Source organism: Pseudomonas sp. R1-43-08, assembly GCF_003852255.1.
Lineage (GTDB): Bacteria > Pseudomonadota > Gammaproteobacteria > Pseudomonadales > Pseudomonadaceae > Aquipseudomonas.
In genome coordinates, this window is record NZ_CP027734.1 from 5,451,799 (window position 1) to 5,465,415 (window position 13,617).

General features: G+C 61.0%; 13 protein-coding genes and 1 pseudogene. 6 read left to right on the forward strand and 8 right to left on the reverse strand.

Features of this window, described 5'->3' with window-relative positions; translation table 11 throughout:
* Window positions 1-80: 80 nt before the first annotated feature.
* The 3 genes from alr to dadA all read right to left on the reverse strand — a co-directional run bounded on the left by alr (window position 81) and on the right by dadA (window position 2,857).
* Entirely contained in the window at window positions 81-1,154 is a 1,074-nt protein-coding gene (alr, locus tag C4J87_RS25175; protein ID WP_124368808.1) for an alanine racemase, read from the reverse strand.
* Between the two features lie 76 nt (window positions 1,155-1,230).
* A complete protein-coding gene (locus tag C4J87_RS25180; RefSeq protein WP_124368809.1) occupies window positions 1,231-1,584 on the reverse strand; it encodes a RidA family protein in 354 nt (117 codons plus the stop codon).
* Window positions 1,556-2,857: a D-amino acid dehydrogenase gene (gene dadA, locus C4J87_RS25185; RefSeq protein ID WP_124368810.1), complete on the reverse strand. Its 1,302-nt coding sequence runs from the start codon at window positions 2,855-2,857 to the stop codon at window positions 1,556-1,558. Before dadA ends, C4J87_RS25180 begins: the two co-directional genes overlap by 29 nt.
* A 156-nt stretch (window positions 2,858-3,013) precedes the next feature.
* Here dadA and C4J87_RS25190 point away from each other — a divergent pair, with 156 nt between their 5' ends.
* Window positions 3,014-3,502, forward strand: coding sequence for an Lrp/AsnC ligand binding domain-containing protein (locus tag C4J87_RS25190; protein ID WP_003176896.1), 489 nt, complete (start codon window positions 3,014-3,016; stop codon window positions 3,500-3,502).
* A gap of 124 nt (window positions 3,503-3,626) precedes the next feature.
* Here the strand turns inward: C4J87_RS25190 and C4J87_RS25195 are convergent, their stop codons facing one another.
* Window positions 3,627-3,980 (reverse strand): YkgJ family cysteine cluster protein, encoded by a 354-nt coding sequence (locus C4J87_RS25195; protein WP_124364962.1) that lies wholly within the window; start codon window positions 3,978-3,980, stop codon window positions 3,627-3,629.
* Window positions 3,981-4,094: 114 nt separating this feature from the next.
* Between C4J87_RS25195 and C4J87_RS25200 the strand changes: the two are divergent.
* Window positions 4,095-5,386 (forward strand): annotated as a pseudogene (locus C4J87_RS25200) (NAD(P)/FAD-dependent oxidoreductase).
* On the opposite strand, the gene C4J87_RS25205 reads toward C4J87_RS25200, so the two are convergent.
* The gene (locus C4J87_RS25205; protein WP_124368811.1) at window positions 5,387-5,611 is read right to left on the reverse strand and encodes a DUF1127 domain-containing protein; all 225 of its coding nucleotides are present in this window, start codon (window positions 5,609-5,611) and stop codon (window positions 5,387-5,389) included.
* Window positions 5,612-5,776: 165 nt separating this feature from the next.
* Between C4J87_RS25205 and C4J87_RS25210 the strand changes: the two genes are divergently transcribed.
* On the forward strand, window positions 5,777-7,201 hold the full coding sequence (locus C4J87_RS25210) for a PLP-dependent aminotransferase family protein (protein WP_124368812.1): 1,425 nt from the start codon (window positions 5,777-5,779) through the stop codon (window positions 7,199-7,201).
* Window positions 7,202-7,263: 62 nt separating this feature from the next.
* Complete coding sequence (locus C4J87_RS25215) at window positions 7,264-8,832, forward strand: phospholipase D family protein (protein WP_124368813.1); 1,569 nt, start codon at window positions 7,264-7,266, stop codon at window positions 8,830-8,832.
* Between the two features lie 97 nt (window positions 8,833-8,929).
* Here the strand turns inward: C4J87_RS25215 and C4J87_RS25225 are convergent, their stop codons facing one another.
* Window positions 8,930-10,423, reverse strand: a complete 1,494-nt coding sequence (locus C4J87_RS25225; protein WP_124368815.1) for an aldehyde dehydrogenase — start codon at window positions 10,421-10,423, stop codon at window positions 8,930-8,932.
* Window positions 10,424-10,655: 232 nt separating this feature from the next.
* Between C4J87_RS25225 and C4J87_RS25230 the strand changes: the two genes are divergently transcribed.
* On the forward strand, window positions 10,656-11,018 hold the full coding sequence (locus C4J87_RS25230) for a cupin domain-containing protein (protein ID WP_124368816.1): 363 nt from the start codon (window positions 10,656-10,658) through the stop codon (window positions 11,016-11,018).
* A gap of 127 nt (window positions 11,019-11,145) precedes the next feature.
* Here the strand turns inward: C4J87_RS25230 and rpmG are convergent, their stop codons facing one another.
* Window positions 11,146-11,301, reverse strand: a complete 156-nt coding sequence (gene rpmG, locus C4J87_RS25235) for a 50S ribosomal protein L33 (RefSeq protein WP_003176906.1) — start codon at window positions 11,299-11,301, stop codon at window positions 11,146-11,148.
* Window positions 11,302-11,312: 11 nt separating this feature from the next.
* Window positions 11,313-11,546 (reverse strand): 50S ribosomal protein L28, encoded by a 234-nt coding sequence (rpmB, locus tag C4J87_RS25240; protein ID WP_003176907.1) that lies wholly within the window; start codon window positions 11,544-11,546, stop codon window positions 11,313-11,315.
* A gap of 458 nt (window positions 11,547-12,004) precedes the next feature.
* On the opposite strand from rpmB, the gene C4J87_RS25245 reads away from it, so the two are divergent.
* Window positions 12,005-13,600 (forward strand): ABC transporter substrate-binding protein, encoded by a 1,596-nt coding sequence (locus tag C4J87_RS25245; protein WP_124364969.1) that lies wholly within the window; start codon window positions 12,005-12,007, stop codon window positions 13,598-13,600.
* The last annotated feature ends 17 nt before the right edge of the window (window positions 13,601-13,617 follow it).

The window sequence follows — 13,617 nt, forward strand, 5'->3', positions numbered from 1 at the left end:
TGAGCGTTATCATGGCGACAGCGTTCAGTATTTACAACACTTGGGCCTAAATCCCGGACAGCTGTATTCGTACCGGGCGATCAAGCGCCGCAATAGAGCCTTGGCACCCGGCGCAGGTTGCAGAAGATCTGGTAAGGGATGGTGTCAGCGGCGGTCGCGACTTCGCTGGCGAGGATGTGCTTGCCCCACAATTCCACTGTGGAACCCAGGCCCGCCTGGGGCACATCCGTCAGGTCGACGCACAACATGTCCATGGACACCCGGCCCAGCAACTGGCTGCGCTGACCGGCGACCAGCACCGGCGTGCCCGTAGGCGCGTGGCGCGGGTAGCCATCGGCGTAGCCCATGGCAACCACGCCGATACGCATCGGCTTGGGCGTGACGAACCTGGCGCCGTAGCCCACGGGCTCGCCGGCGGGCAGTTCGCGTACGCAAATGATCTTGGACTCCAGGGTCATCACCGGCTGCAAGCGGGCAGCGATGGCCTGGTCGTCACCAAAGGGCGTGGCGCCGTAGAGCATGATGCCTGGGCGCACCCAGTCGCTGGGCACACTCGGCCACCCCATGACGGACGGTGAATTGCGCAGGCTCACCTCCGCCGCCAGCCCTTGGCGGGCCGCTTCGAATACCGCCACTTGTTCGTTGCTGCTCACACAATCGAGCTCGTCGGCGCGGGCGAAGTGGCTCATCAACACGATCTTTGCGACGTTGCCGCTGGCCAGCAGGCGCTTATACGCCTCCTGGAAATCCTTGGGATGCAGGCCGACACGGTGCATGCCCGAGTCCAGCTTGAGCCAGAGGGTCAACGGTTGGCTCAGGGTGGCCTGCTCGATAGCGTCGAGTTGCCATAGTGAATGCACCACGCACCACAGGTTCTGCTCGACGATCAGCGGCAGCTCGTCGGCTTCGAAAAAACCTTCCAGCAGCAGCACCGGCGCACGTATCCCGGCGGCGCGTAGTTCCAGGGCTTCTTCGATGCACGCTACCGCGAACCCGTCAGCCTCGGCCTCCAGCGCTTGAGCCACGGGCACCGCGCCATGCCCGTAGGCATCCGCCTTGATCACGGCGAGGGCCTTGGCCCCGCTGACTTCGCGGGCCAGTTGGTAGTTGTGGCGCAGGGCTTGAAGGTCGATCAGGGCACGGGCAGGACGCATGGCGGCAGGCTTCTAGGCGGCAGAGTAAAAAAACCGGTGCCGACCAACAACGTCGGCGCCGGGAGAGGGATTCAGGTTAAGGCAGCGCAGCCACGACGGACAGCTCTACCAGAATGTTCGGCTCACACAGTTTGGCTTCAACCGTAGCGCGAGCGGGCGCGGCGCCTTTGGGCAGCCACTTATCCCACACCGCGTTCATACCAGCGAAGTCGGCATCGATGTCTTTCAAATATATCGTCACCGACAGCAACCGGGTCTTGTCGGTGCCGGCCAGGTCCAGCAGACGCTCGATGTTGGCCAGGGTTTCACGGGTCTGCTGCTCGATGCCGGCATTCATGTCATCGCCGACCTGGCCTGCCAGGTACACGGTGCCGCTGTGAACAACGATCTGGCTCATGCGCTCATTGGTGAGCTGGCGCTGGATTGACATGTCGTGCGGACTCCTGGTGGTTGCCGTAACGGGAAATAGCGAGGCCTTCGGCGCTGATCTGCGGGGTTTTCTTCGCCATCAGATCGGCCAGCAAACGACCGGAGCCGCATGCCATGGTCCAGCCGAGGGTGCCGTGGCCGGTATTCAGGAACAGGTTCTTGAATGGGGTGCCGCCGACAATTGGTGTGCCATCGGGTGTGGTCGGGCGCAGGCCGGTCCAGAAACTGGCTTGGGCCAAATCACCGCCCTGAGGATAAAGGTCGTTGACGATCATCTCCAGGGTTTCACGCCGGCGCGGGTTGAGCGACAGGTCAAAACCGGCTATCTCAGCCATGCCGCCGACGCGAATGCGGTTGTCGAAACGGGTGATCGCGACTTTGTAGGTTTCGTCGAGGATCGTCGAGGTAGGCGCCATTGCCGGGTTGGTGATCGGCACCGTCAGTGAATAGCCCTTGAGAGGGTACACAGGCGCCTTGATCCCCAGCGGCTTGAGGAGCTTCGGCGAATAACTGCCGAGGGCCAGCACGTAGCGGTCGGCGGTTTCCAACTTGCCGTCGATCCACACGCCATTGATGCGGTCGCCTGCATGATCGAGGCGCTGGATGTCCTGTTCGAAACGAAACTCAACGCCCAACTGCTCGCACATCTGCGCCAGGCGCGTGGTGAACATCTGGCAGTCGCCGGTCTGGTCGTTGGGCAGGCGCAGGGCGCCGGCGAGAATATCGGTGACGCTGGCCAGGGCTGGCTCGACCCGAGCGATGCCGGCACGGTCAAGCAACTCGAAGGGCACGCCGGACTCCTGCAACACGGCGATGTCCTTGGCCGCACCATCGAGCTGGGCCTGGGTGCGGAATACTTGGGTAGTCCCCAGGCTGCGCCCTTCGTAGGCAATCCCGGTTTCAGCGCGCAATTCGTCAAGGCAGTCGCGGCTGTACTCAGAGAGGCGGACCATGCGCTCCTTGTTCACCGCATACCGGCTGGCGGTGCAGTTGCGCAGCATCTGCGCCATCCACAGGTATTGGTCGATATCGGCAGTGGCCTTGATTGCCAGCGGCGCATGGCGCTGCAGCAGCCACTTGATCGCCTTGAGCGGCACGCCCGGCGCGGCCCATGGCGACGCGTAGCCTGGGGATACCTGGCCGGCGTTGGCGAAACTGGTTTCCATGGCGGCAGCGGGTTGGCGGTCGACCACGACGACTTCAAAGCCGGCCCGCGCCAAATAATAGGCACTGGTCACCCCAATGACGCCGCTACCCAAGACCAGAACGCGCATTTTTATATCCTCACCACGGGCTGAGCCGCTGACGTGTGTTATTCGAGCAATGATGGACGCAGTGTAAAAAACAATCGCCAGTGCATTTCACTATATAAATGCCTATATTTGGCGACAATTCTCGGCACAAACCGTTTTAACAGAGGCGTATCCCCTATGCGTACCAACACCCAGACCAAGCGGGAGCTGGACAAGATCGACCGAAATATCCTGCGCATCCTGCAAACCGATGGGCGCATTTCGTTCACGGAACTGGGCGAGAAGGTCGGGCTGTCGACGACGCCGTGCACCGAGCGGGTACGCCGGCTGGAGCGCGAGGGGATCATCATGGGCTACAACGCGCGGCTCAATCCGCAGCATTTGAAGGGGAGTTTGCTGGTATTTGTCGAGATCAGCCTGGATTACAAGTCTGGCGATACGTTCGAAGAGTTCCGACGCGCCGTACTCAAACTGCCCCATGTGCTGGAGTGCCATTTGGTGTCCGGGGACTTCGACTACCTGGTGAAAGCGCGGATTTCCGAAATGGCTTCGTACCGCAAACTACTCGGCGATATCCTGCTCAAGTTGCCCCATGTGCGCGAATCCAAGAGCTATATCGTGATGGAAGAAGTAAAGGAAAGCCTGAACCTGCCGATTCCGGACTGACTGACACAACTCATTCAAATGTGGGAGGGGGCTTGCCCTCGATAGCGGTGTGTCAGGCATCGCAGAATGACTGACACACCGCTATCGAGGGCAAGCCCCCTCCCACATTGACCGAGTACACCTGCTACACCAGTACTTGCCGGGTGCTCGCCATGTACTCATGGATCTGCTTTTCCACCCGTGGATGAATCAGCTCCACCGGTCGCCGACCGTTGGGGCATGGCAGGGTCTTGGTGGTGCCAAACAGCCTGCAGATCAACGGGCGCTCGTCGTAAACCGTGCAACCGTTCGGCCCGAGGTGCACACAGTTCAGCTCATCCATTGCAGCTTCCTGCTCGGCGGCCGTCTTGCGTGGCAGGCGCGACATTTCCTCGGGCGACGTGGTGACCGGCCCACAGCAGTCGTGGCAGCCAGGGACACACTCGAACGAAGGAATCTGTCGGCGCAAGGCGCTGACTTTCTGACTGTTGCAACTCATCGACACCTACACCCCACCGAGAACAGGCCTGGATTCTGCCGTAAAATCGCCCGCGCAGACAGCTCTGTCGGACCGTTGTATCCTGCGTCAAATTTTCCAAACAGGGAGGCCCCCATGACCGCCAGCGCCCGGCACACCGCGTCCTACTACGCCGCCAGCAGCGTGCCGCACCCCGATTACCCGGCGTTGACGGGCGAGGTGCGCGCCGATGTCTGCGTGATTGGCGGGGGTATTCCGGGCTCAATACCGCCCTGGAACTGGCCGAGCGCGGCTTCAGCGTGGTGCTGCTGGAAGCGCGCAAAATCGGCTGGGGCGCCAGCGGGCGTAACGGCGGGCAACTGATTCGCGGCGTCGGCCATGGCCTTGACCAGTTCGCCAATGTGATCGGCACCGACGGCGTGCGCCAGATGAAACTGATGGGCCTGGAAGCGGTGGAGATCGTGCGCGAGCGTGTCGAACGCTTCCAGATCCCCTGCGACCTGACCTGGGGTTACTGCGACCTGGCCAACAAACCCCGCGACCTGCAGGGCCTCGCCGCAGACGCCGAAGAGCTGCGCAGCCTGGGTTATCGCCATCCAGTGCGCCTGCTGCAAGCCAGCGAAATGGCCAGCGTGATTGGCTCCGACCGCTATGTGGGCGGGATGATCGACATGGGCTCCGGACATTTGCATCCGCTGAACCTCGCCCTGGGTGAAGCCGGCGCGGCGCAGCAACTGGGCGTGAAGTTATTCGAGCAGTCGCAAGTGACGCGCATCGACTACGGCTCGCAGGTCAAGGTGCACACCGCCCAGGGCCAGGTACAGGCCAACACTCTGGTGCTGGCCTGTAACGCCTACCTCAACGACCTCAACCCACACTTGAGCGGCAAAATATTGCCCGCAGGCAGCTACATCATCGCCACCGAGCCCTTGAGTGAAGCGCAAGCCGCCCGCCTGTTGCCGCAGAACATGGCGGTGTGTGACCAGCGGGTAACGGTGGACTATTTCCGCCTGTCCGCCGACCGCCGCCTGTTGTTCGGCGGTGCCTGCCACTATTCCGGGCGCGATCCGAAAGACATCGGCGCCTACATGCGGCCAAAGATGTTGCAGGTATTCCCGGAATTGGCCGATGTGAAGATCGACTACCAATGGGGCGGCATGATCGGCATCGGCGCCAATCGGTTGCCGCAGATCGGACGCCTGGAGGATCAACCCAATGTGTATTACGCCCAGGCCTATGCCGGCCATGGTCTCAACGCCACACACCTGGCGGGCAGGTTGCTGGCCGAAGCCATCAGCGGCCAGCAGCAAGGGCGCTTCGACCTGTTCGCCCAGGTGCCGCACATGACTTTCCCTGGCGGCAAATACCTGCGCTCGCCGCTGCTGGCCCTGGGGATGCTCTGGCACCGCCTCAAGGAACTGGCCTGATCAATCGCGCCAGAACGGTTTCAAGCCTTCATGGCGCGCCTGTTCTGCCGTCAGGCCCACGTCGCGCAACTGCTCGCGGGTCAGCGTCAGCAACGCCTTGCGGGTATGACGGCGGCGCCAGAACAGGCTCCAGCGATTGTCGGCAGGCATCGACAACGTCCGCTCCTGCGCTGCTTCCAGTTCCTGGCCATGTAATGCCAGCCGTACATCGCTCATGCCGTTCATTTACCGTCCCCTCGTTAGCGTGCCGCCTTGAGTGACTAGGATGAGCGCGCGAGCAAAACCAATACAGATTCAACCTACCTTTATTAAATCCATACAGATGCTGCTATGAACGGCTGAATCCTGTATTTTCCATCTATCTGTATTGGTCTGCTGGGAGTGGCCGCCGTGACCCTGTACGTCAACCTCGCGGAATTGCTGGGTACCCGCATCGAACAAGGCTTCTACCGCCCCGGCGACCGACTGCCCTCCGTGCGGGCCTTGAGCGTGGAGCATGGGGTCAGCCTGAGCACCGTGCAGCATGCCTATCGATTGCTGGAGGACAATGGCCTGGCGATGCCCAAGCCCAAGTCCGGCTATTTTGTACCGGTGGGCCGTGAACTGCCGGCGCTGCCCGAGGTGGGTCGCCCCGCCCAACGGCCGGTGGAAATTTCCCAGTGGGACCAGGTGCTGGAGTTGATCCGTGCCGTGCCGCGCAAGGACGTCATACAGTTGGGCCGTGGCATGCCGGATGTATTGTCGCCGACTATCAAGCCATTGCTTCGCAGCCTGGCCCGCGTCAGTCGTCGCCAGGATCTGCCGGGGCTGTATTACGACAACATCCTGGGCTGTATGGAATTGCGCGAGCAGATTGCGCGACTGTCATTGGATTCCGGTTGCCAACTGACTGCCGAAGACATCGTCATCACCACGGGCTGCCACGAGGCCCTTTCCACCAGCATCCGCGCCATTTGTGCGCCCGGCGATATCGTTGCGGTGGATTCACCGAGTTTCCACGGCGCCATGCAGACCCTCAAAGGCCTGGGCATGAAAGCCTTGGAAATCCCCACCGACCCGATCACCGGCATCAGCCTTGAAGCCCTGGAACTGGCGCTGGAACAGTGGCCGATCAAAATCATCCAGCTGACCCCCAACTGCAACAACCCCTTGGGCTACATCATGCCGGAGGCGCGCAAGCGCGCACTGCTGACCCTGGCCCAGCGCTTTGACGTGGCGATCATCGAAGACGATGTGTATGGCGAACTGGCCTACAGCTACCCGCGCCCGCGCACGATCAAATCCTTCGACGAGGACGGCCGGGTGCTGTTGTGCAGCTCGTTTTCCAAAACCCTGGCGCCTGGGCTGCGCATTGGCTGGGTCGCGCCGGGGCGCTACCTGGAACGGGTGCTGCATATGAAATACATCAGCACGGGCTCTACCGCCACGCAGCCGCAGATTGCGATAGCCGAATTTCTCAAAAGCGGGCATTTCGAGCCTCATTTGCGCAGGATGCGTACGCAATACCAGCGCAATCGCGACCTGATGCTCGACTGGGTCAGCCGCTACTTCCCTGCCGGCACGCGGGCCAGCCGGCCCCAGGGCAGTTTCATGCTGTGGATAGAATTGCCGGAGGGCTTCGACACCCTGAAGCTCAACCGTGTGCTGATGGAACAGGGCGTACAGGTGGCGGTAGGCAGCATTTTCTCTGCATCCGGCAAATACCGTAATTGCCTGCGCATGAACTACGCTGCCAAACCGACGCCGCAGATTGAAGAGGCCGTGCGCAAGGTCGGTGCCGCTGCGCGCACCCTGCTGGCCGAATCGGCGGACTGACCTTTTCCGAGCAATTGCCGTCATATGCCGACAACCGCCCTGACCTGGATGGCGCTTCCTTGATGACTCAACGGCTTTTATCGCTTTTCCTGTTGGGAGCGCTGGCACTGGGTGGCTGTGCGACGGCCCACACACCGCGCGTGCCCAGTGATGCCCTGGCAGCGGCACAGTCTGCCTTCGGCCGCTCGATCCAGGCCCAGGCGGCGCCGTATCAGGGCCGCTCGGGCTTTCGTTTGCTGCCCAACAGCAGCGAAGCCTTCATGGCCCGCGCCGAGTTGATCCGCAACGCCCAGGCCAGCCTCGACCTGCAGTACTACATCGTGCATGACGGCATCAGCACGCGCATGCTGGTTGATGAACTGCTCAAGGCCGCCGACCGCGGCGTGCGTGTGCGCATCCTGCTGGATGACACCACCAGCGACGGGCTCGACCAGATCATCGCGACCCTTGCCGCCCATCCCAAGATCGAAATTCGCCTGTTCAACCCGCTGCATCTGGGCCGCAGCACGGGCGTGACACGCGCCATGGGGCGCCTGTTCAACCTGTCGCTGCAACACCGGCGCATGCATAACAAACTCTGGCTGGCAGACAACAGCGTCGCGATCGTGGGCGGGCGCAACCTGGGGGATGAATATTTCGACGCCGAACCCAACCTGAATTTCACCGATATCGACATGCTCAGCGTCGGGCCGGTGGCTGAGCAACTGGGCCACAGTTTCGATCAGTACTGGAACAGCGCGCTGAGCAAGCCTATCGATGAGTTTGTCGCAACCATGCCCTCCAAGGTCGACCTGGCTGTTGCGCGCGGACGCCTGGAGGCGTCACTGGCCCAATCGCGCCAGCAGAACCACGCCCTGTATAACCGCCTGCGCACCTACCAGACCCAGCCGCGCATGGACATCTGGCGTCGCGAGTTGATCTGGGCCTGGAACCAGGCGCTGTGGGATGCGCCGAGCAAGGTACTGGCCAAGGCCGACCCGGACCCGCAATTGCTGCTCACCACGCAACTGGCGCCGCAGTTGGCAGGCGTCAGCCGTGAGCTGATCATGATTTCCGCGTACTTCGTTCCGGGCCCGCCTGGGCTGGTGTACCTGACCGGCCGCGCCGACGCGGGCGTGTCGGTGAGTCTGCTGACCAATTCCCTCGAAGCCACTGATGTACCGGCGGTGCACGGCGGCTACGCACCCTATCGCAAGGCGCTGCTGGAGCATGGCGTGAAACTCTATGAACTGCGTCGACAACCGGGCGACCCCAGCGCAAGCAGCGGTCCGCAACTGTTTCGTCGAGGCGGCTTGCGCGGTTCCGACTCCAGCCTGCACAGCAAGGCGATGATTTTCGATCGGGAGAAGTCGTTTATCGGCTCGTTCAATTTCGATCCACGCTCAGTGCTATGGAACACCGAAGTCGGCGTGCTGGTGGACAGCCCGGAACTGGCGGAGCATGTGCGTAACCTGGCGCTGCAAGGTATGGCGCCGGCGTTGAGCTACGAGGCGAAGCTGCAGGACGGGCAGATCGTGTGGGTGACCGAAGATAACGGCCAGCTGCACACCCTGACCCGGGAACAGGGCAGTTGGTGGCGCCGGTTCAATGCCTGGTTCGCCACCAGCGTCGGCCTGGAGCGCATGCTCTAAAACGTGTGGGAGGGGGCTTGCTCCCGATTGCGGTGTATCAGTCACCAGATGCAGCGACTGACACTAAGCTATCGGGAGCAAGCCCCCTCCACATTTGTTAGAGCTTGATCCAGGTCGCCTTCAGCTCGGTGTATTTGTCGAACGCATGCAGCGATTTATCGCGACCGTTACCCGACTGTTTGAAGCCACCGAACGGTGCGGTCATGTCGCCGCCATCGTACTGGTTGACCCACACGCTGCCCGCACGCAAAGCCTTGGCAGTCAGGTGTGCCTTGGAGATATCCGCCGTCCACACCGCTGCGGCCAGGCCATATTGGGTGTCGTTGGCGATGGCGATGGCTTCTTCGGCGCTGTCGAACGTGATCACCGACAGGACCGGGCCGAAGATCTCTTCCTGGGCAATCTTCATGGCGTTGGTCACGCCGTCGAAAATGGTCGGCTCGACGTAAGTGCCACCGGTCTCTTCCAGGGTGCGCTTGCCACCGGCGACCAGCTTGGCGCCATCGGCATGACCCGATTCGATGTACGACAGCACGTTGTTCATTTGCTGGGTGTCCACCAGCGCGCCCACATTGGTGGCAGGGTCCAGTGGGTTACCTGGCTTCCACCCCTTGAGCGCCTCGATCACCAGCGGCAGGAAAGTGTCCTTGATCGAACGTTCCACCAGCAGGCGCGAACCGGCGGTGCAGACTTCGCCCTGGTTGAAGGCGATGGCACTGGCGGCGGACTCGGCGGCAGTTTGCAGGTTCGGCGCATCGGCAAACACGATGTTCGGGCTCTTGCCGCCGGCTTCCAGCCACACGCGCTTCATGTTCGATTCGCCGGAACGGATCAACAGCTGCTTGGCGATTTTGGTGGAACCGGTAAACACCAGGGTATCCACGTCCATATGCACCGCCAGCGCGTTGCCCACGGTGTGGCCGTAGCCTGGTAGCACGTTGAACACGCCTTTTGGAATGCCGGCTTCAACGGCCAGGACAGCGATGCGGATGGCGGTCAATGGAGACTTTTCGGACGGCTTGAGGATGACCGAGTTACCGGTCGACAGCGCCGGGCCGAGTTTCCAGCAGGCCATCATCAGCGGGAAGTTCCACGGCACGATCGCACCGACCACGCCCACGGGCTCACGGGTCACCAGACCCAGTTGGTCATGGGGAGTGGCCGCCACTTCATCGTAGATCTTGTCGATGGCCTCGCCGCTCCAGCTCAGCGCCTGCGCCGCGCCGGGTACGTCGATGTTCAGGGAGTCGCTGATCGGCTTGCCCATGTCCAGGGTTTCAAGCAGGGCCAGCTCTTCGGCATTGGCCTTGAGCAGCGCGGCGAAACGGATCATGACGGACTTGCGCTTGGCCGGCGCCAGGCGCGACCAGACACCGGAATTGAAGGTGGCACGGGCATTTTCCACGGCGCGCTGGGCGTCGGCGGCGTCACAGCTGGCTACGGTGGCGAGCAGACGGCCATCGACCGGGCTGATGCACTCGAAGGTGTCACCGGAAGCGGCGGCGGTGTATTCGCCATTGATGTACGCGCGACCTTCGATCTTCAGGTCCTTGGCGCGTTGTTCCCAGTCGGCACGGGTCAGGGTGGTCATGCAAGTGTCCTCCTCTTATTTGGATACAAGGGCCTGGGAGATTTGATCCCGGCGCCTCCACGAATTCTTGCCTGGCCAGCCTGCTGTTCGGCTCAAGGCACTTGCCACCCTAAACCAGCGACTGGGGAAGTTTCAATATATTTGACATAACGGCGGAAAACGCCCTTGCGATGTTCATTTTAATAAACATAGACTTTGAGCTTTCCAACCGCAGGCCAGACGGGATAAGCCCATGAGCATCCAGGACATCGTCGATTTCAGCCAAGCCAACACCGCCCCCGAACGCTATCGCCCTGCCCCCGAAAAAATCCTCAAGGGCGATCCCGAACAGACGATCTACAACCACTACAACAGCCCATGCGGACAAATGAACGCGGGCGTCTGGGAAGGCGATGTCGGGCAGTGGACAGTCAATTACACCGAACATGAATACTGCGAGATCGTGCAGGGGGTGTCTGTGCTGCGCGATGCCGAGGGGAACGCCAAAACCTTGCGCGCCGGCGACCGCTTCGTGATCCCTGCCGGCTTCAGCGGCACCTGGGAAGTGCTGCAAGCGTGCCGCAAGATCTATGTGGTGTTCGAACAGAAAGCCTGATCAATGAGCAGCGGGACGCGGAGCGTCCGAGGCGGCGTTACCACGCAGAGCGTGGGAACGATCATCACAGGCAAAAAAAAGCCCGTATCGTGAGATACGGGCTTTTTTTCACAAGGAAGGAAATCAATTACTTGATTTTGCCTTCTTTGTAGATCACGTGCTTGCGAACGCGCGGGTCGAACATTTTCTTTTCGAGCTTGTCCGGGGTAGTACGCTTGTTCTTGTCGGTAGTGTAGAAGTGACCAGTACCGGCGCTAGAGATCATTCGAATCAATTCACGCATGATAGAGCTCCTTAGATCTTGCCGGCGGCGCGGATTTCGGCCAGCACGACAGTGATGCCACGCTTGTCGATGATACGCATGCCTTTGGCAGATACACGCAGGCGAACAAAACGTTTCTCTTCTTCAACCCAGAAGCGGTGATGCTGCAGGTTCGGCAGGAAACGACGACGGGTTTTGTTATTTGCGTGGGAAATGTTATTCCCAGTCACCGGACCCTTACCGGTAACTTGACAGACTCTCGACATGCCTCAGCCCTCTAAAACCACATGCCCAACCCGGCATGGGTTGGCCGCTTAATCTCTCAGTCATTTGGCGCCAGGCGCCGCGTTTCTTTAGGGTCTTACCGGCTACACCTACAAGCGAAGGAACCGGGCCCCTAGAAAAGAGCGCTGCTTTATACCAGAAAGACCCAGATGCAACAACAGCGAGTGTGTTTTTACCTGGGTAAATCTCGGCTATTGGCGCCTGAACCGTTGCCAGGAGGGGCCGCTACAACAGCCGACCGCTCGTCGCACAGAATGATTTTCAGCGCCCGCAAGTACTCGGACCTGCAAGGTGAAACGCGCTGAGGCGCCATCAAAACAGCATTTGAGCCAAAAGCACAGGCAAAAATAGGCTAGTCATTTAACCAACAGGCCACTACGGTAGGCCTTTTCCAGACTGCACTCGCAGATGGGCCTTCGATTTGCACAGGAAACCTAATATGCGCCTCGCTGCCCTACCGCTATTGCTAGCCCCCCTCTTAATCGCGCCGACGATGGCCGTTGCCGCCACCAATCTGAGCGTTTGCACCGAGGCCAGCCCCGAAGGGTTCGACGTGGTGCAGTACAACTCATTGACCACCACCAACGCCTCGGCGGACGTGCTGATGAACCGTCTGGTGGACTACGACGCAACCGGCGCAAAACTGGTGCCGAGCCTGGCGGACAGTTGGGACGTCTCGCCAGACGGCCTGACGTACACCTTCAAGCTGCACCCGAATGTGAAATTCCATCGCACCGAGTATTTCACCCCGAGCCGTACCCTGACCGCCGAAGATGTGCGCTTCAGCTTCGAACGCATGCTCGACCCAGCCAACCCGTGGCACAAGATCGCCCAGAGCGGCTTTCCTCACGCGCAATCCCTGCAATTGCCCACGCTGATCAAGAAGATCGACGCACTCGACCCGCTGACCGTGCGCTTCACCCTCGATCACGCCGATTCCACGTTTCTTGCCGCATTGAGCATGGGCTTTGCCTCGATCTACCCGGCCGAATATGCCGACAAACTGCTCAAGGCCGGCACCCCGGAAAAACTCAACAGCCAGCCCATTGGCACCGGGCCCTTCGTTTTTGTGCGATTCCAGAAGGATGCGGTGGTGCGCTACAAGGCCAACCCGGACTATTTCGCCGGCAAACCGACGGTGGACAACCTGATCTTCGCGATCACGCCGGATGCCAATGTGCGCCTGCAGAAACTGCATCGCGATGAATGCCAGATCGCCCTGTCGCCCAAACCCCTGGATGTGGGCGAGGCCGAAAAAGACCCGGCCCTGAAGGTGGAAAAAACCGCAGCCTTCATGACCGCGTTCGTCGCCATCAACAGCCAGCATCCGCCGCTGGACAAGCCCGAAGTACGCCAGGCGATCAACCTGGCCTTCGACAAAGGCAGCTACCTCAAGGCCGTCTTCGAAGGCACCGCCGAAGCGGCCAACGGTGTTTACCCACCCAATACCTGGAGCTACGCCAAAGAGCTGTCGGGTTACCCACAGGACCTGGCCAAAGCCAAGGCGCTGCTCAACCGCGCCGGCCTCAAGGATGGCTTCAAGACCACTATCTGGACCCGCCCGACCGGCAGCCTGTTGAACCCCAACCCAAATCTTGGCGCTCAACTGTTGCAGGCCGACCTGGCCAAGGTCGGCATCCAGGCCGACATCCGTGTGATCGAATGGGGCGAGTTGATTCGCCGCGCCAAAGCCGGCGAGCATGACCTGCTCTTCATGGGCTGGGCCGGTGACAATGGCGACCCGGATAACTTCCTCACCCCGCAATTTTCCTGCGCGGCAGTCAAGTCCGGCACCAACTTCGCCCGCTACTGCGACCCTGCGCTGGACAAGCTGATCAGCGCTGGCAAGACCACCAGCGAACAAGGCGTGCGCAGCAAGCTTTACCAGCAGGCGCAGGCGCAGATCCAGCAGCAGGCCCTGTGGCTGCCCTTGGCGCACCCCATGGCGTTTGCCCTGACACGCAAAAATGTCGACGGCTACCAGGTCAGCCCGTTTGGTCGCCAGGATTATTCCAAAGTCAGCGTCAAGCCTTAAGCTGCAAGCTGCAAGCT